The organism is Kitasatospora sp. NPDC032121, from assembly GCF_055580145.1.
In genome coordinates, this window is record NZ_JBVILX010000001.1 from 493757 (window position 1) to 510770 (window position 17014).

The 17014-nt window shown below is 72.3% G+C and carries 14 protein-coding genes and 1 pseudogene; 10 read left to right on the forward strand and 5 right to left on the reverse strand.

What is annotated here, in order from left to right:
- Positions 1-40: 40 nt before the first annotated feature.
- The gene (locus ACZ5OX_RS02290) at positions 41-1030 is read left to right on the forward strand and encodes an AraC family transcriptional regulator (protein WP_465628281.1); all 990 of its coding nucleotides are present in this window, start codon (positions 41-43) and stop codon (positions 1028-1030) included.
- Between the two features lie 126 nt (positions 1031-1156).
- Here the strand turns inward: ACZ5OX_RS02290 and ACZ5OX_RS02295 are convergent, their stop codons facing one another.
- Positions 1157-2812 (reverse strand): FAD-binding dehydrogenase, encoded by a 1656-nt coding sequence (locus ACZ5OX_RS02295; RefSeq protein WP_465628282.1) that lies wholly within the window; start codon positions 2810-2812, stop codon positions 1157-1159.
- A 336-nt stretch (positions 2813-3148) separates the two neighbouring features.
- Between ACZ5OX_RS02295 and ACZ5OX_RS02300 the strand changes: the two genes are divergently transcribed.
- Entirely contained in the window at positions 3149-4087 is a 939-nt protein-coding gene (locus ACZ5OX_RS02300) for an SGNH/GDSL hydrolase family protein (RefSeq protein WP_465628283.1), read from the forward strand.
- A 97-nt stretch (positions 4088-4184) separates the two neighbouring features.
- On the opposite strand, the gene nicT is transcribed toward ACZ5OX_RS02300, so the two are convergent.
- Positions 4185-5309 carry a Nickel transporter NicT gene (gene nicT / locus ACZ5OX_RS02305; RefSeq protein WP_465628284.1) on the reverse strand — a complete coding sequence of 375 codons (1125 nt, stop codon included), beginning with the start codon at positions 5307-5309 and terminating at the stop codon, positions 4185-4187.
- 247 nt (positions 5310-5556) lie between these two features.
- On the opposite strand from nicT, the pseudogene ACZ5OX_RS02310 reads away from it, so the two are divergent.
- The 4 genes and pseudogenes from ACZ5OX_RS02310 to ACZ5OX_RS02325 all read left to right on the forward strand — a co-directional run.
- A pseudogene (locus ACZ5OX_RS02310) lies at positions 5557-6507 on the forward strand (hydrolase); the annotation flags it as partial.
- A gap of 173 nt (positions 6508-6680) precedes the next feature.
- Positions 6681-8531, forward strand: coding sequence for a CocE/NonD family hydrolase (locus ACZ5OX_RS02315; RefSeq protein ID WP_465628285.1), 1851 nt, complete (start codon positions 6681-6683; stop codon positions 8529-8531).
- 67 nt (positions 8532-8598) lie between these two features.
- Positions 8599-9294 carry an aspartate/glutamate racemase family protein gene (locus tag ACZ5OX_RS02320; protein ID WP_465628877.1) on the forward strand — a complete coding sequence of 232 codons (696 nt, stop codon included), beginning with the start codon at positions 8599-8601 and terminating at the stop codon, positions 9292-9294.
- Positions 9295-9685: 391 nt separating this feature from the next.
- Positions 9686-10177 (forward strand): VOC family protein, encoded by a 492-nt coding sequence (locus ACZ5OX_RS02325; protein WP_465628287.1) that lies wholly within the window; start codon positions 9686-9688, stop codon positions 10175-10177.
- Here the strand turns inward: ACZ5OX_RS02325 and ACZ5OX_RS02330 are convergent.
- From ACZ5OX_RS02330 to ACZ5OX_RS02340, 3 genes are all read right to left on the reverse strand, one after another.
- Positions 10174-11004, reverse strand: a complete 831-nt coding sequence (locus ACZ5OX_RS02330) for a hypothetical protein (RefSeq protein ID WP_465628289.1) — start codon at positions 11002-11004, stop codon at positions 10174-10176. The genes ACZ5OX_RS02325 and ACZ5OX_RS02330 overlap by 4 nt on opposite strands.
- A gap of 205 nt (positions 11005-11209) precedes the next feature.
- Positions 11210-11569, reverse strand: a complete 360-nt coding sequence (locus ACZ5OX_RS02335; RefSeq protein WP_465628291.1) for a hypothetical protein — start codon at positions 11567-11569, stop codon at positions 11210-11212.
- A 385-nt stretch (positions 11570-11954) separates the two neighbouring features.
- Positions 11955-12518, reverse strand: a complete 564-nt coding sequence (locus ACZ5OX_RS02340; protein WP_465628293.1) for an NUDIX hydrolase — start codon at positions 12516-12518, stop codon at positions 11955-11957.
- Positions 12519-13000: 482 nt separating this feature from the next.
- Between ACZ5OX_RS02340 and ACZ5OX_RS02345 the strand changes: the two genes are divergently transcribed.
- The 4 genes from ACZ5OX_RS02345 to ACZ5OX_RS02360 all read left to right on the forward strand — a co-directional run bounded on the left by ACZ5OX_RS02345 (position 13001) and on the right by ACZ5OX_RS02360 (position 16964).
- Entirely contained in the window at positions 13001-14200 is a 1200-nt protein-coding gene (locus ACZ5OX_RS02345; RefSeq protein WP_465628295.1) for a helix-turn-helix domain-containing protein, read from the forward strand.
- A gap of 465 nt (positions 14201-14665) precedes the next feature.
- A complete protein-coding gene (locus ACZ5OX_RS02350) occupies positions 14666-15058 on the forward strand; it encodes an ATP-binding protein (RefSeq protein ID WP_465628297.1) in 393 nt (130 codons plus the stop codon).
- A 14-nt stretch (positions 15059-15072) separates the two neighbouring features.
- Positions 15073-15624: a hypothetical protein gene (locus ACZ5OX_RS02355; protein WP_465628299.1), complete on the forward strand. Its 552-nt coding sequence runs from the start codon at positions 15073-15075 to the stop codon at positions 15622-15624.
- A 353-nt stretch (positions 15625-15977) separates the two neighbouring features.
- Entirely contained in the window at positions 15978-16964 is a 987-nt protein-coding gene (locus tag ACZ5OX_RS02360) for an AraC-like ligand-binding domain-containing protein (RefSeq protein WP_465628301.1), read from the forward strand.
- The last annotated feature ends 50 nt before the right edge of the window (positions 16965-17014 follow it).

Sequence of the window (17014 nt, forward strand, 5' to 3'; positions counted from 1 at the left end):
GCGGTCCCACGGCGTCGATCTCACGGCCCAGGGGGAATCCGTGGTCACCGAAACAGCACCGCCCAGATGCACGACCGGTCCGGTCTCGCTGTACGAGGGGAACAGCATCGAGGAGCTCCGCCAGGTGGTGGGCGAGCGCCTGGCCCCGCACCGACTGACGGTGCTGGGCGAACAGCGGCTCCCGGGCCGGTTCCGCTCCTTCCACGAGGGCCCGGTGGCGCTCTACGACCTCGGGTACGGGGCACCGGTGTGCCTGCGGACGGGGGAGCTGCCGGACTTCTACAACGTCATCCTGCCGTACGCCGGGGGCGGCCGGGTCGTCGCCAACGGCACCGAGCTGGCGTCCGTGCTGTCCGTGGCCGGGCCGGGCGACCGGGTCACCATGGAATGGGACGCCGCGGCCCTGAACGGGGCCCTGGCGATGTCCCGGCAGACGGTGGAGCAGGCGCTCGCCGTCCGGCTGGGCGACCTGCCGCAGGAGCGGCTGCGTTTCGCGCCGGTCCTCGACCCGGCCGACCCGGCCGTCCGGTGCTGGCTCGAACTGGCCGGGGCCTTCCGCGAGTTCGCCGTCTCGGCGCTGGGCCGCCAGTCCCGCCTGGGCCTGCAGCACTTCGAGAAGCTGCTGATCGAGGGTTTGCTGGACGCCCAACCCCACTCGCTGGGCCGGGAGACGGCCGACCGCGGCTGCGCACTGCTGCCGAGCGCCCTGCGCCGGGCCACCGACTACTGCGCCGAACACGCCGCCGAGGCGCTGTCCGTGGCCGACATCGCCCAGGCCGCCCGGGTCAGCCTGCGCACCCTGCGGGAGGGGTTCCGGCGCCACCTGGACACCACGCCGCTGGCCTACCTGCGGCGCGTACGGCTCGACCGCGCCCACCACGACCTGCTCGCCATCGCCGACGGCCGGGCCACCGGCACGGTGACCGAGGTGGCCTGCCGCTGGGGCTTCACCCACCTCGGGCGGTTCAGCGCGGACTACCGCCGCGTGTACGGGCACTCGCCCTCGCAGACCCTCGGCCGCAACGCCTGACCGAGGGCCCGGCAGCCGGTGCGCCCCCGACCGGGGGGCGCACCGCGTCGCGGGGCCGCTCGCCCTCCCCCGCCCGCCCCGCACCGCGCTTCCGCGCCCCGGCGCTCCCGCGCTCCTCGCGCCCCGCTACCCGACCGCCCGCGCCGCCGCCCGTCCCGCCGTACGGCCCGAGAACAGGCAGCCGCCCAGAAAGGTCCCCTCCAGCGAGCGGTACCCGTGCACGCCCCCGCCGCCGAACCCGGCGGCCTCGCCGGCCGCGTACACCCCGGGCAGCACCTCGCCGTCCGGCCGCAGCACCCGGGAGGACAGGTCGGTCTCCAGTCCGCCCAGCGACTTGCGGGTCAGGATGTTCAGCCGGACGGCGATCAGCGGGGCGGCGGCCGGGTCGAGGATGCGGTGCGGGGCGGCGGTGCGGATGAGCCGGTCGCCGAGGTGGCGGCGGGCGCCGTGGATCGCGGTGACCTGGAGGTCCTTGGCGAAGGGGTTGACCACCTGCCGGTCGCGGTCCTCGACGGTGCGGCGCAGCCCGTCCGGGTCGATCAGCGGCTCGCCGGCCCTGGCGTTCATGCCCCGGGCGAGGTCGGCGAGGTTCCCGGCGACCACGAAGTCCGGCCCGTGCCGCAGGTGGCCCCGGACCGGCCCGGGGGCACCGGGCAGCGCGCGCCCGAGCACGCCGCGCACCGACTTCCCGGTCAGGTCGGGGTTCTGCTCGGAGCCGGAGAGGGTGAACTCCTTCTCGACGATGCGCTGGTTGAGCACGAACCAGGTGTACTCGTACCCGGTGGACATGATGTGTTCGAGCGTCCCGAGGGTGTCGAAACCGGGGAACAGCGGGACGGGCAGCCGCTCGCCGCGCGCGTCCAGCCAGAGCGAGGAGGGGCCGGGCAGGATGCGGATGCCGTGCCGGGCCCAGATCGGGTCCCAGTTCTCGATGCCCTCGGTGTAGTGCCACATCCGGTCGCCGTTGATCAGGCTGGCCCCGGCCCGGCCGGCGACCTCCAGCATCAGTCCGTCCACGTGGGCGGGCACGCCGGAGAGCAGCCTGGCGGGCGGGGTGCCGAGCCGGGCCGGCCAGGCCTTGCGGACCAGGTCGTGGTTGCCGCCGATGCCGCCGGAGGTGACGACCACGGCCTGGGCGCGCAGTTCGAAGCTCCCGGCGACCTCGCGCGAGCTGGCCTCGCCCCGGCCCGCCGGGCTCGGCACCAGCACCTCGCCGGTGACGGTGTCGACGGCGCCCGCGGTGGCGGACAGCCCGGTGACCCGGTGCCGGAAGCGCAGGTCCACCAGGCCGCGCGCGGCGGCCGCCCGGACCCTGCGGACGAAGGGCGCCAGCAGCCCGGGCCCGGTGCCCCAGGTGATGTGGAAGCGCGGCACCGAGTTGCCGGGCCCGTCGGCGAGGAAACCGCCGCGCTCGGCCCAGCCGACCACCGGGAAGAACCGCACGCCCATTCCGTGCAGCCAGGAGCGCTTCTCGCCCGCCGCGAAGTCCACGTACGCCTCGGCCCAGCGGCGCGGCCAGGCGTCCTCGGGCCGGTCGAAGCCGGCCGTGCCGAGCCAGTCCTGCCAGGCGAGGGCGTGCGAGTCGCGTATCCGCATCCGGCGCTGCTCGGGCGAGTCGACCAGGAAGAGGCCGCCGAAGGACCAGTGCGCCTGGCCACCGAAGGAGGCCGCGGGTTCCTGGTCGAGCAGGACCACCTTCCGTCCCGCGTCGGCGAGTTCGGCGGTGGCGGCGAGGCCCGCGAGGCCCGCCCCGATGACGATGACGTCGGCGTCCAGGGCCATGCGCAGTCCTCCGTCGCGGGTCGCGGTGGCGGCGCGCCCGGGACACGCCGTCGCTGTGCGCCCGATACTGCGGTCTGCGGCGAGGTCCGGTCAACCGGCGGGTGACAACCGTCGGGCCGAATTCCGCTCCGGGGCGTTTCGGAATTGCCGTCAACAGCCGCGCGGCCCGCGGTCGGGCGAATTGCGAAATGCCGTCCGAGGCCGTCTGACGGAATATCGGCAATTTCCGCGCAAACCATGGACGCCCGGGAAACCTGGCAGTAACTTACCTGCGAGTAGCTGCGGCCCGGCTCGGCACGACCCCCACCCGTCGTTTCTCTCCCCCCAGGAGGAACCGTGCTCCGCCCTGCCCGGAAATCCCGGCACCTCCGGAATTCCACCGCACTCGCCGCCGTCGCCCTCGGCGCCGCGCTCGCGCTCACCTCCACCGCCGCCCAGGCCGCCACCCCGGCGCCGAAGCACTACGTGGCGCTCGGCGACTCCTACGCCGCGGGCGCCGGCGTGCCGGGCCAGTCGGCCGGCCTGTGCCTGCGCTCCGACCGCAACTACGGCCACCTGGTCGCCGCCGCCCTCAAGGCCGACGCGTACACCGACGCCACCTGCTCCGCCGCCAAGATCAAGGCGATGACCCAGCCCCAGTACGACGCCTTCATCCGGGTCAACGACCCCCAGCTGGACTCGGTGACCGCCGACACCGACCTGGTCACCCTCGGGATCGGCGGCAACGACCTCGCGGCCAGCGACCTCGGCCTCGGCGAACTGGTCGCCACCTGCATCGCCGGCGCCGTCGTCAACCCGCTCGGCACGCCCTGCAAGGACGTCTACCACCACGGCTACTGGGACTGGAGCAGCATGTCCTGGCAGTACGGCACCGACGACCTGGCCGAGCGGATCCGCACCACCATCGTCCCGCAGCTGGCCGACACCCTCCGGCGGATCCACGCCAAGGCGCCGGGCGCCAGGGTGCTGCTGGTCGGCTACCCGTCCGTGCTGCCCGCCGACGGCTCGAAGTGCGTCCTGCGCCAGCCGGTGACCCCGGGCGACGTCGAGTACATGCACGGCGTGCTGGACAAGCTGAACGCCGCCCTGAAGTCCACCGCGGCCGCCAACGGCGCGACCTACGTGGACACCGCCACACCGACCCTCGGGCACGACGTCTGCTCGGACGACCGCTGGATCGAGGGCGCGCTGCCCGGCTCGCCCGCCGTACCGTTCCACCCGAACGCGACCGGCGAGCGGGTGATGGCGCAGGCGGTGCTCGCGGCGCTGAAGTAACGCCGCCGCCCGCCGCCGCCCGCCGGCCCGGGCCCGGAAAGCCCCGAGGGGCCGGTGACCAGACCCCGGTCACCGGCCCCTCGGTTCGGTACGCGCGCTACTCGGACTTCGCGGCGGTGGCGGCGGTGGTGGCGGAGGCACCGGCGGCCAGCCCGGCCGACCACTTCTCCTCGACGTTGCCGAACTTCCAGTAGGCGATCGCCGCGGCCCAGGTGAGCACGAACAGCCCGACGATCGCGTAGCCGACGAAGTTGAGGTCGAGCCCGCCGATCCAGGCGACCGGGCCGCTGGTGATGTCCAGCTTCTCGCCGAGCAGACCGATCAGCTCGATCGAGCCGATCACCAGCGCGACCAGCACCGACAGCCCGGTGACGGTCAGGTTGTAGTAGATCTTGCGGACCGGCTTGGAGAAGGCCCACTCGTACGCGAAGTTCATGAACGAGCCGTCGATGGTGTCCAGCAGGCTCATCCCGGCCGCGAACAGGATCGGCAGGGTGAGCAGCGCGTACCAGGGCAGCGAGAAGGCCGCCGCGCCGCCCGCCAGCACCAGCAGGGACACCTCGGTGGCGGTGTCGAAGCCCAGGCCGAACAGCAGGCCCACCGGGTACATGTGCCAGGGCTTGGTGACGGCCCTGGTGACCCGGCCGAGGATGCGGTTCATCAGCCCGCGCCGCTCCAACTGGCGCTCCAGCTCCGCCTCGTCGTAGTCACCGTGGCGCATCCGGCGGAAGACCTTGAGGATGCCGTTGAAGGCGCCCAGGTTGATCAGGCCGAGCAGCAGCAGGAAGGTGCCGGAGACGGTGACGCCGATCAGGCCGGTCATCTCGTGCAGCGTCGAGTCGTCGGACTCCAGCTGGCCGGCCAGCGAGCGGATGCCGAAGGCCAGCAGCGCGCAGAGGCCGAAGACGATCGAGGAGTGCCCGAGCGAGAACCAGAAGCCGACCGACAGCGGACGCTTGCCCTGGCCCATCAGCTTGCGGGTGGTGTTGTCGATGGCGGCGATGTGGTCCGCGTCGAAGGCGTGCCGCATGCCGAGGGTGTAGGCGGTCAGGCCCATGCCCGCGCCGAACACCTGGCCGCCGACGTCGTAGTGCTCGGGCTCCACCAGGGCGAGCAGCGTGAACCAGCCGATGACGTGCAGCGCGAGGATGAAGCCGCCCATTCCGGCCAGGCGGATCCACTCCTCACGGGTGAGTCGGTCGCGCCATCGGGGGGCGGTCATCGTCGTGTCCTTTCGGTCGGGCGGTCGAAGCTGGGCCATCTTTCCGCCTCGGTGCGCGCAGTTGCAAGTCATGCGCAATTACGGATTCGTCTCCCTTCGTCTCCACCCCCCTCCCGAAGATCGTCACGACTCGTACAGGGCTTCTTAACCTCCGGGGACTTTCACCGGGCGCTCTACGCGCGGATACTCCCGTTCTACGCGCGAAAACTGAGCGCTGCCCCCTCAACTCCCCACGGAGGAACGGCTCATGACGATCCGTATTCGAACCGCCGCCGCCCTCGCCGGAGCGGCGCTGCTCGCGGCCGGTCTCACCACCCCCGCCGCCACCGCCGCGCCCACCACCACCGCCGCCAAGGCCGCCGCGGTCAGCGCGACCCCGCACCGGGTGCTGTTCGACAACAGCAAGGCCGAGACCGCGGGCAACGCCGACTGGATCATCAGCACCAGCCAGCCCGACCCGCTCGCCCAGAACGCCGCCCCCACCACCGAGAAGAGCTGGACCGGCGCCCTGTCCGCCTGGGGCGTCGCCCTCCAGAAGACCGGCCAGTACAGCCTGAAGACCCTCCCGGCCGGCTCAACCATCAGCTACGGCACCGGCGCCGCGCTCGACCTCGCCAACTTCGACACCTTCGTGATCCCGGAGCCCAACATCCGGTTCAGCGCGAGCGAGAAGACCGCGATCATGAAGTTCGTCCAGAACGGCGGCGGGCTCTTCCTGATCTCCGACCACGTCAACAGCGACCGCAACAACGACGGCTGGGACTCCCCGAAGATCATCAACGACCTGCTGACCAGCAACGGGGTGAACAACAACGACCCCTTCGGCTTCTCCGTCGACCTGCTCAACATCACCACCGACAACCCGCGCGCGGTCAACGACGCGACCGACCCGGTGCTGCACGGCTCCTTCGGCACCGTCACCGGCTCGATCCTGCGCAACGGCACCACCTTCACCCTCAAGCCCGCCGACAACCCGAACGTCAAGGGCCTGGTCTACCGGACCGGCTACAGCGGGAACACCGGCGCCTTCTTCGTCACCAGCACCTTCGGCTCCGGCCGGGTCGCGATCTGGGGCGACAGCTCCCCGATCGACGACGGCACCGGCCAGTCCGGCAACACCCTGTACAACGGCTGGGACGACCCGGCGGGCACCGACGCCGCCCTCGCCCTCAACGCCACCGCCTGGCTGAGCAAGGCCTGACCGGCCGCGCACCCGAGGGGGCGCCCCGTCTCCGGCGGCGGCGCCCCCTCGGCCGGGCCCCTCTCATCAGGCCGAGAACCGCCTCTCATCAGGCCAAGAACCGCGCCCTCCCCTACTGTCGAAGTACCGAACCGTCGCGACGCCGACGCCCGGGACCGATGGGAGCGGCCATGCCGTCCTACCCCTTCCACACCACCCGCGAGGACCTGCGCGTCCCGCTGCCCGACGGCACACGACTGGCCGCCCGGCTGTGGCGGCCGGTCGGCGGCGAACCCGGCCCCGCACTGCTGGAGTACTCCGGCGGCCGCCTCACCGACCGGACCGCCGCCGAGGACTCCCGCCGCCACCCCTGGTACGCGGGCCACGGCTACGCCGCCGTCCGGGTCGACACCCGCGGGCACGGCAACTCCGAGGGCGTCCCCGGCGAGCCCGGCGGCGCGCAGGAGCTGGCCGACGGCACCGCCGTGGTCGACTGGCTCGCCCGCCGCCCCTGGTGCAACGGCCGGCTCGGCCTGCTCGGCGTCGGCACGGCCGGCACCACCGCCCTGCGCCTAGCCGCCCGGGCCCCCGAGACCGTCGGCGCCGTCGTCACCGCCTGCCCCGAGGGCGGCCACCGGCTCGGCGGAGCCGTACTCGCCGCCGACCTCCACAACCGGCTCACCGCGCTGATCGCCGACGCCGCACTGCCGCCGGACCCGCGGCACGTCGGCGACGCCTGGCGGGCCGCCTGGCTCGCCAGGCTGGAGTCGCTGCGGCCGCCCGTCGAGGACTGGCTCGCAGCCGGCGAGTCCACCGTCCCGGTGTCCGTCCCCGCCCTCGCGGTGACCGGCTGGGGCGACCCGTCCTGCTCCTTCGTGCTGCGGCTGCTCGCCGAGTCCCCCACCGCCCGCGCCCTGATCGGCCCCTGGCCGCACGGCCTGCCCGAGCCCGCCCTGCCCGACACCCTGCGCTGGTGGGACCACTGGCTGCGCGGCATCGACACCGGCGCCCTCAAGGAACCCGCCCTGCGCAGCTGGCTCGGCACCCGCTGGACCGGTGACGAGGCCTGGCCCTCCCCCGACGTCCGCGAGATCCACTACGGCCTGGACGGGCCGCTGCGCACCGCCGGCACCGCCTCCGACGACCGGTACGTGCGGGTCCGCTCCCCGCAGCACACCGGCCTCAACGCCGGCGCCTACGTCCCGCACGGCCGCCCCGCCGACCGGCCGCCGGACCAGCGCGAGGAGGACGGCCGCTCGGTCTGCTTCGACTCCCAGCCGCTGCCCGAGCCGGTCGAACTGCTCGGCGCCCCCACCGTACGGCTGCGGCTGCGCGAGGACGGCGTGCCCGCCCAGGTCGCGGTGCGGCTGTGCGCCGTCGACCCGGACGGCACCTCCGAGCTGGTCACCCGGGGCGTCCTGGCCGCCGAGGGGCCGGACGCCGAGGTCGAACTCGCGGCCTGCGCCTGGACCTTCCCCGCCGGGCACCGGCTGCGCCTCGCCCTCTCCTCGGTCTACTGGCCCTGGGTGTGGCCCCCGGCCGACGACACCGGGTACGGCGTCGACCCGTCCCGCTCCACCCTGAGCCTGCCGGTGCGCCACCTCGCCGCCGACATCGGCGCCCCACCCGTCACCTTCGAGCCCCCGGAGCTGCCCGAGCCCCTCGACGTCCACCTCACCGAGCCGCTCACCGCCCGGCCCGAACACGTCACCGTGCACGACATCGGCCGCCACGAGTGGCGCACCGAGCTCTCCCCCGCCGGCGACGGCACCCGCACCCACCCCGACGGCCTGGTCCGCGACGAGCACACCGTCACCGCCTACCGCGTGCTCACCGGCGCCCCGCTCAGCGCCCAGGCCCGCACCGACCACACCGTCCGGCTGGAGCGGCCCGACATCGGCTGGGACGTCACCGTCCAGACCCGCACCCAACTGCGCTGCGACGCCGAACACTTCATCAGCGTCGTGCAACTGCGAGCACTGGAGGCGGGCTCGGTGGTGTTCACCCGGGAGTGGCAGCACCGGGTGGTCCGGGAGAGTTGATCAAAGATTTTCTTATGCACTTGCCTCATATTTGGACTCTGGCTTATAAATGGCCCCCATGAAGACCATGAAGACCGTCGGCCTGATCGGCGGCATGAGCTGGGAATCCACCGCCGAGTACTACCGCCTGCTGAACCGGCTCACCCGCGAGCGCCTCGGCGGACTGCACTCCGCCCGACTCGTGCTCTACTCCGTCGACTTCGCGCAGATCGAGCGGCTACAGGCGGCCGGCCGGTGGGAGGAGGCCGGCGAGCTCCTCGCCGACGCGGCCCGGTCACTGGAGGCGGCGGGCGCCGACCTGCTGCTGATCTGCACCAACACCATGCACAAGGTCGCCGACCAGGTCGCGGCGGCGGTCTCCGTCCCCCTGCTGCACCTGGCCGACACCACGGCGGCGGCCGTCCGGGCGGCGGGCCTGCGACGGGTCGGGCTGCTCGGGACGGCCTTCACGATGGAACAGGACTTCTACCGCGGCCGGTTGGCGGCGGGCGGCCTGGACGTCCTGGTGCCGCAGGCGGACTCGCGCGCCCTGGTCCACCGGGTGATCTACGAGGAACTGTGCGTCGGACAGGTCCGCGAGGAGTCCCGGGCGGCGTACCGGCGAGTGATCGGGGAACTGGTGGCCGGGGGCGCGGAAGGGATCGTCCTCGGCTGCACCGAGATCGAACTGCTGATCCGGCCGGAGGACAGCCCGGTGCCCGTCTTCCCCACCACCCGACTGCACGCCGAAGCGGCGGTCGACGCCGCCCTGGCCGGCCTCTGACGGGTCCGGAGGCGGCCTTTACGCGAGGCGGCCTCCGGACGGGGAGGGATCGCCGGACAGGGAAGGGCCGTCGGGCGAGGACCCCGCACCCCGACATCGGATGGGACGTCACCGTCCAGACCCGCACCCAACTGCGCTGCGACGCCGGGCACTTCATCAGCATCGTCCAACTACTGGCCCTGGAGGGCGGATCAGAGGTGTTCACCCGGGAGTCGCAGCACCGGGTGCCCCGCGACGGCTCCTGAGCTCCGCCGGCGCCGCACCGTGGCCCGCACCACGGCCCGCACCACGGCCCGCACTGCGTCCCGCACCGCGTCCCGACGTGCGCGATCGACGGAGGTCGGGAGAATGGTGAGCGGACCTGTTCTCCGGCACCCCGGGAGGGACGACCATGGCCGTTTCCGCCACCCCGATGGGCATCACCCGCGCCGCCCACGTCGGCATCTCGGTCTCGGACCTGGACGCGTCGATCGCCTTCTACACGGCCCTCACCGGACGGGAGCCCGTCGCCAAGGGAACGATGCACAGCGTGCCGTTCGGGAAGTCGCAGGGCCTGCCCGTCGCGAAGCTGCGCTACGCCACGATCAACCTGGACAACAGCCTCGGCATCGACCTCATCCAGTTCCAGGATCCGGTCGGCGAGCGGACCAACGGCGTCGCCAACCGGCCCGGCTCGATGCACCTGTGCCTGCGGGTCGACGACTTCGACGCCGTCCACCAGCGGATGAAGGACGCCGGCTACGAATTCCTCGGCGACGACTACACCTTCATCGAGGGCGAGGTCACCCCGAACGCCGCCCTCGGCACCCAGGTCGCCTACTTCAACGACCCGGACGGCACCAACCTGGAGATCATCCACCCCGAGGGCGGCTTCGCCAGTTAGGAGTTCGCGGCGGCGGGTTGTCGGGGCCGGCCACGCAGGGCCGCCCGGGCCCGGGCGACGCCGCCGGGGGTGGCGGGCGCGCCGGTGCCGACGGCAACGGCCCTCGTGCCGAGGCCCGCGCAGGCGCGACAGATGCCGGGCCGGGGCACCGGATCGTGGCAGCGACCGCACTCGGCGTATGGGCTGGGTGGGGCTTCGGGGCATTCCGGCGGCAGCTTGCGTTGTAGCCGGTCGCGGAGGATCGCCGCCGGGGAGTGCATCGGCTGTGGCAGTCCGGGGATCAGGGCCTGGGCCAACTCGGCCTCGCCGCAGCCCCGTTCCAGCCACTGCGCGACGAGCGGCGCCAGTGCCTGCGCCTCGGCCTCGCCGAGGTGCAGGCGCGGTTCGGGCCTGATCACCCGGAACAGGGTGGCCACGGCTGCCCGCGTCCGTTCATCCGGGAGGGTGGGTTCTTGCCCCGGGTCCTTTACGGGAGGGATGACAGCGCCGCCGGTCCCTCGCCCACCGGAAGCCGGGCGGGTGGCAGCCGGTGCGGGCTGCGGGGTGTCGTAGACGTGGGCCTCGGAGCGGACGGTGCCGTCGGCCCTCCGGACCGTGTCGACCCGGTAGTACCCGGCGTCCTTCAGTTCTTTGAGCGCCCGCCGGACGGCGCCCCGCCCCTGCGGACTGCTGTCCGCCATCTGCCGCCCGTCCTCCCGCCACCCGTCGGGACGGGAGAGCAGGTCGGTGAGGAGGCCACGGGCGGTGTAACTGAGCCGACGGTCCTGCAACAGGCCGTTCGGAAGAATAGTGAACGCGCGCGTGTGCGCGTTACGATGAATCCGCATCTGGAGCTGTTCTCCTGGTGCCAGACCCCGGGGTGTTCCCGCACCGCCGGGGTCTCCTATGTTCGGTTGATGATGCGGAAAGTAGCACAGTAGCTACACAGAGTGCGAACGGTTCGCGCGCAAAGCCCTGCCCGCCGCACCAAGTACGCCCCCACCTTCGGCGTGGGAAGTCGGCCCCACCGACTTCCCACGCCGAGCACAGCACTCAGGAATGGGCGCGTTCGATCGCCTCGAAGACGTCCGCATCGGTCTCCTGCTGCCACGACGGCAGATCGACCCAGTCGGCGACGTAGCCCGGCTTCGGATTCTCGATGTGCTTGTGGATCTGAGCGATCCAACACGTCGCGACGAAGCGGCCCTTCTGCTCCCGGGTGAGCTTGGACGTGTTGCCGCCGCTCACCAGAATGAAGTCACGGACTTGGCCGAACACGGCGGCGGCGCACTCGCGCTCCCACTCGGGGGTGTCGACCCACGGGGCGACATAGCCTGCCTTCGGCTCGCCCGGGTAGTGCTTCGACACACCGGCGATCCACGCTTCGCGAAAGAATTGCCCGTCAGACGACATGCGTTGATCCTTTGTCAGGCGGCACCGTCAAGCGCCGAAATCTGCTGGTACAGGGCTGAGGCCCGGCGGTCGGCCACGAACGGAACGAGGCTACCCCCGGCCGGCCGCCGGCCCACGTCGAGAGCACTGGCAGCGGTCTCATCTCCTGGATGGGCGCGTACGAGGAGGAGTACGGCCCGCTGCCGGAAGTCTGGTTCACCGACGCCGACGGCACGCTCGACACCGAAGCCCTGGCCCGCTACCAGAAGACCGGCGAGGTTCGGGCGGAGTGGAACTGCTCGTCCGAACTGGATCCGGTGGCGAGTTGGTCCCGGTGGCGTCGTACCTGTGAACAGGGCGTCCCGGCCGCCCGCCGTGGGGCGTCGGCTGACGTGTGGCGAGGCGGTCAGGAGCACCGAGCGAGTCGATGCGGGCCGAGGAAATAGGACAGGGCGGCGTGCGACGGACCGTCAGCGACCTCGCCGTTCGTCAGAAGCCTCACGACCTCGCTTTCGGGTACCCACTCCACGCGGGTCGCCTCGGACACGTCCTCGGGCTCGCCGATCCGGGTGCAGCCGGTGACGTGGTAGACGTGGAAGTGGGCGTCGCCGATACCGGACATGGCGTCGTACTCGGTCAACAGCTCGACCTGGCCGGGACGCCAGCCGGTCTCCTCCTCGACCTCGCGGACGATGGCTGCGGCCGGCTCCTCGCCGGGCTCGGCCCAACCGGCCGGCACCTCCCAGCCCCAGCGGCCGGTGATGAACCGGTGCCGGTAGAGGAGCAGGAACTCGCCGGCCTCGTTGGTGACGACGGCGGTGGTCGAGGAGCGGGGATAGCGGACGACGTGGTGGTCGATCCGGCCGACACCGGGGATGTCGACGTCATCGAGCCAGACCTCGACCCACGGGCTCCCGTAGACCTGCCGACGCCCGAACACCTCCCACTCCACGAGCAGTTCCTCCCTCACACGCGCACCAGTTGCGTTCCCGACTCTCTCACGCGCGCGGCAAGCTCCCGTACAGGCCTCTCGGCCGACCAGGGTGACAGGGACACCTGAAGCGCTCGGGCGCGCAGGACGATCGGTTGGATGATGCTGGCCCGCGCCAGGTCGAGGGCGGAGTGTGCCGTGACACACGCGGCTTCGAAGTCGCCTTGGGCGAGCCGCACCTCGGCGAGGTCGAAGGTGAGGACGGCCCTTCCCCTTGAGATCGGGCGGCCCGGCCGTTCTCGGCCGGGCCGCCCGAAGAACTGCTCGCCCGAACTGGAGCCGGTGGCGGGTTGGTCCCGGTGGCGTCATACCTGTGATCACCGCGCCGTCCGACGGGGCGTCTCGGCCTACCGCCGGGGCCGACCAGCGTCAACATTGTTTGCCCGAATGATCTGTGACCGGGCGAGTTCAGGGGTACGGTCCCGCATACAGGTTCAAGGCATTCACGAGATGGGGCCAGCGTGGCACCTCCGGACGGAATCAGCACCGGCCAGCGCATCGCCGCCTACGAAGATGTGAGAGGCCTGAGCCATCGGCAACTTGCTGATCGTGCTCACGTCTCGTACAGCCTGCTCACGAAGGTGGTGGCCGGGCACAAGCCGGCGACGCCAGAGTTCGTGGCAGCGGTGGCCAGGGCCTTGGGAGTCGATCCAGGCGACCTTCAGCCGGTCTCGCACATTGACGGGGTGACAGATGATCCGCTGGTCCCATTGATGGGGCCGATCCGTACGACCCTCGACCTGTACGACCTGCCTCCACAGGAGGCCGTTCGGCCTCGTGCCCTACCTGCGCTCCGGGCGGCGGTGCGGCAGGCGAACGCGCTGGCCCAGGCCGCAAAGTACAGGCCGATGGTGGCGATGCTGCCAGGCCTCCTGGTCGAGCTGCACACGGCCGCGCACGAGTTCACCGGTGATCAGCAGCGGCAGGCATGGGGTCTGCTGGCGGAGGCCTACCGGTGCGGGCACTCGGTCGGGATCGCCATCGGGCTGAGCGACTTGTCCGCGACCGCGCTGGCCCGGATGGACTGGGCTGCGGAGCGGGCCGGGGACCAGGCGCCCGCGTTGCGGGCCGCCCGCGAGTACCTGCGGGTCACCGCTTACCTGCGCGTTGGCGACCTCGCGGCCTGCCGGCGCCTCCAGGAATCCGGCCGCGGACACCTGGAGGGTACCGACATCAAGACTCCAAGCGCACTGGTCACCACCGGGCAGCTGCACCTCGGCTCGGCCGTGGTCGCCGCCCGCGCCCGACAGAAGGACCTGATGCAGCACCACCTGGACGAGGCTGAAAAAGTAGCCGCCCAGACCGGCGAGCGGCCGGACCTGTCGCTGCACTTCGGGCCCACCAACGTGCAGGTGCACCGGGTGATGACTTTGGTGGAGGCCGGCGAGCACGACCGGGCGGTGGCCGCCGCGAAGGGGCTGCGGTTCCCCACCGGATGGGCGCCAACCAGGATCGGGCATCACCACATCGACCTGGCCCGCGCCTACCGATGGATGGCCAGGCCGGAGGCTGCACTCGACCAGCTCGACGCCGCGTACGCGGTCGCACCCGACCAGGTATCCCGGCACCCGCTCGCCCGCGAGACGGTGACCGCACTGTCACGCTCCGCTAGCCGCCGGAGTCTGCGACTGTCAACCTGGATCACCCGAACGGGCATCTGACGACCTTTCACTTCTGGTGAAATTCAAGGACTTCCATCAGCGGCATCGTGGAGTTCAGCACCCCCGAGAGGCGAAGCCTCGGGGTCTGAGCCCGGTCAGGTCCGGGCTCACCAACGCCACTGCACTGCCGCATCCCTTGGAGCCCGCGATGGCCGCCGCACCCCGCCCTTCGTGCCCTGCCCAGACGCCGCCCGGGCCGCGCAGATCCGCCGAGGATCGCCTACGGCGGAACGCCCTGGCCGCCGCAGCGGCCGGCTGGGCAGAGTTCGCCCCGACCGCCGCCCCCCGGGCCCGCCGGGCCTCGTGAGTTCGGAGACGGCTCTCTCTCCGCTTGCAGCACGCCCCGCCCCCGGTCAGGTGATCAGACCCCGATCGGCGGCAGGTCTGGCGTACGTCGTACTTCCTTGACATGCTCCCGCCCCGCCCCTTCGAGGTACCCTCATGCTCACGTCCCGTCGTCCTCGCATGTTCGTCGCGCGCCTCGACTCGCGGACCGAATCCACGCCGCTGGCCCGCTACTTGCTCCGGGCCTACCTCTCCGGGCTGCCTTCCGGCGACCGCTATCGCGATACCGCCGAACTGCTCCTCGGCGAGCTCTTCGCCAATGCCGTCCAGCACTCCGACGCCCCCGCCGACCAACACATCGAGGTCCGCTTCGCCCTCACTGGCTCCCGCCTGCGGCTGGAGGTGCACGACGCCGGCAGCGGCCACCCGTCGGTCCGTACCGCCGCGCCTGACGACGAGCACGGGCGCGGCCTCTACCTCGTGAACGAGCTCGCCGAGCGCTGGGGCTGTGCCTCCCGCCCGTGCGGCGTCGGCAAGTTCGCCTGGGCTCTTGTCGCCCCCACCACCATCTGAAAGCCCGATTCCCTATGCACCTCGCCACCCTCGCCCGGCACACCCTCTCCCGTGGCACCACCCCCGCCGCCACCTACGCCCTCCTCGCCCGCCTCGGCCACCGACCCCTGCCCGTCGCCCGAGCCGTCTGCCTCGCCCTCTCCATCCCCCAGGCCGAGACCACCCGCCGCCTCGCCGACTGCTACGACGCCCTACTCGCCGACCCCCTCCCCGACTCCGCGAGCGACACCGGCGAACTCCTCGAAGCCCTCGGCGTCTTCGACGTCCCCAAGTCCCTCACCGACACCGAACTCGCCGTCGTCGAACACTTCCTGACCGCCGTCGATGCCATGGGCGGCATCCGCCCCGGCCACCGCCACGGCCTCAACCGCTGGTTCACCACCGGCAACCTCACCGCCGCCTACCTCTCCCTCGCCGCCGCCCACCCCCTCCCCCGCACCGGAAACCCCGCCCTCTACTGGACCACCCTCGTCACCGCCGGCGAACTCCTCGCCACCACCCTCCCCTCCGACCGCCGCATCCAGTACGCCCTCACCCACTGCCGCACCCGCGCAACCCGCCCATAAGCGCAGGAAGTCGGCCCCACCGACTTCCTATCCCGAAGCGGCGACGGGGGTGCTGCTCGGCGGTGGTTTCGGCGGCCTGGCCAAGCTTGGCCAGGCCGCCGTTGCTCTTGCGGTTCCTGGAAGGGGCGGGCGGGTGGGGCGCAGCTGTTGCCGCTGTTCCGGCCTGCTCTCTTCGGGCGGCCCGGCCGTTCTCGACCGGGCCGCCCGAAGAGAGCACCGCTTCCGGCCGAAGCCGTCCGGCGCGGAGCCCCGCCCGAGGGCGGCCTCGTCGGCTGATCCCCTCCTCCCCGGCCCGGATCCGTCAGCGGTGTGAAAATGCTGGGACGAGGAAGGCCAGCCAGGGGAGGGCGAGCATGCTGACCGAGTCGGTGTACCGGACCGAGGACGTGGAACCGTCCGACCGCTTCGAGTACTGGCGGAACCAACTCTCCGGGATGAGCGCGCCGTTCGAGGCCAGCACCGAACACGCCGCAGACTTCCGGGCCGAGTTGCGCATCCTGACGCTCGGTGAGCTGCGGCTCTGGGGCATGGAGACCCCGTCGAGCACCATCCGCCGGCCGTCGCGCCTGATCCGCTCCTCCGACCCGGAGTTCTACCTCCTCTCGCTCCCGTTCACCGGGCCCGCCGCACGGGACGACGGCCGCGGCGAGTGGCACCCGCAGGAGCTGGTGCTGCACGACAGCACCCGTCCCACCTTCCTGCGCGTGAGCACCGAGGACCCGCGGCAGCGGATCCGCGGGGCGTGGCTGACCGTCCCCCGGCAGGCACTGCCGCTCCCACCGGACCGGACCGGCACGCTGATCGCCCGCCGGATGCCCGGGAACGCGGGCATGGGCGCCCTGCTCGTCCAACTGCTCGCCGGCATCGCCGCCGACCCCGGCGCCTACCGGGCCGGCGACGCACCCCGGCTGGGCACCGTCGCCCTCGACCTGGTGTCGGCGCTGCTCGCCCACCACCTCGACGCCGAGGACGCCGTACCGCCGGAGAGCCGGCGCCGGGCCCTGATCCAGCGCATCCGGGCCTTCATCCGGGCCCACCTGCACGAACCGGACCTCGACCCCGGCGCGGTCGCCGCCGCGCACCACATCTCGGTCAGCTACCTGCACCGCCTCTTCGAGGGCGAGGAGGAGACCGTCGCCGCCTGGATCCGCCACCAGCGCCTCGAACGGGCCCGCCGCGACCTCGGCGACCCGGCCCTGGCCGCCACGCCCGTCCACGTCATCGCGGCCCGCTGCGGGTTCCCCCGCGCCGCGGACTTCACCCGCGCCTTCCGCGGCGCGTACGGCCTGCCGCCCCGCGACTACCGCCACGGCGCCGTGACGGCCGGCGGTGGACTCTGAACCAAGCGGCAGTGGACCGCATGCTAACGACAACAGCCGGATGGGATCGG

What these genes read in the sequence shown, in the direction of transcription:
- ACZ5OX_RS02315 (WP_465628285.1), top strand. Translation starts at nt 6,681, where the DNA reads ATGCCGTCCTACCCCTTCCACACCACCCGCGAGGACCTGCGCGTCCCG.
- nicT (WP_465628284.1), bottom strand. Translation starts at nt 5,309, where the DNA reads ATGACCGCCCCCCGATGGCGCGACCGACTCACCCGTGAGGAGTGGATC.
- ACZ5OX_RS02325 (WP_465628287.1), top strand. Translation starts at nt 9,686, where the DNA reads ATGGCCGTTTCCGCCACCCCGATGGGCATCACCCGCGCCGCCCACGTC.
- ACZ5OX_RS02320 (WP_465628877.1), top strand. Translation starts at nt 8,599, where the DNA reads ATGAAGACCGTCGGCCTGATCGGCGGCATGAGCTGGGAATCCACCGCC.
- ACZ5OX_RS02295 (WP_465628282.1), bottom strand. Translation starts at nt 2,812, where the DNA reads ATGGCCCTGGACGCCGACGTCATCGTCATCGGGGCGGGCCTCGCGGGC.
- ACZ5OX_RS02335 (WP_465628291.1), bottom strand. Translation starts at nt 11,569, where the DNA reads ATGTCGTCTGACGGGCAATTCTTTCGCGAAGCGTGGATCGCCGGTGTG.
- ACZ5OX_RS02350 (WP_465628297.1), top strand. Translation starts at nt 14,666, where the DNA reads ATGTTCGTCGCGCGCCTCGACTCGCGGACCGAATCCACGCCGCTGGCC.
- ACZ5OX_RS02360 (WP_465628301.1), top strand. Translation starts at nt 15,978, where the DNA reads ATGCTGACCGAGTCGGTGTACCGGACCGAGGACGTGGAACCGTCCGAC.
- ACZ5OX_RS02355 (WP_465628299.1), top strand. Translation starts at nt 15,073, where the DNA reads ATGCACCTCGCCACCCTCGCCCGGCACACCCTCTCCCGTGGCACCACC.
- ACZ5OX_RS02330 (WP_465628289.1), bottom strand. Translation starts at nt 11,004, where the DNA reads ATGCGGATTCATCGTAACGCGCACACGCGCGCGTTCACTATTCTTCCG.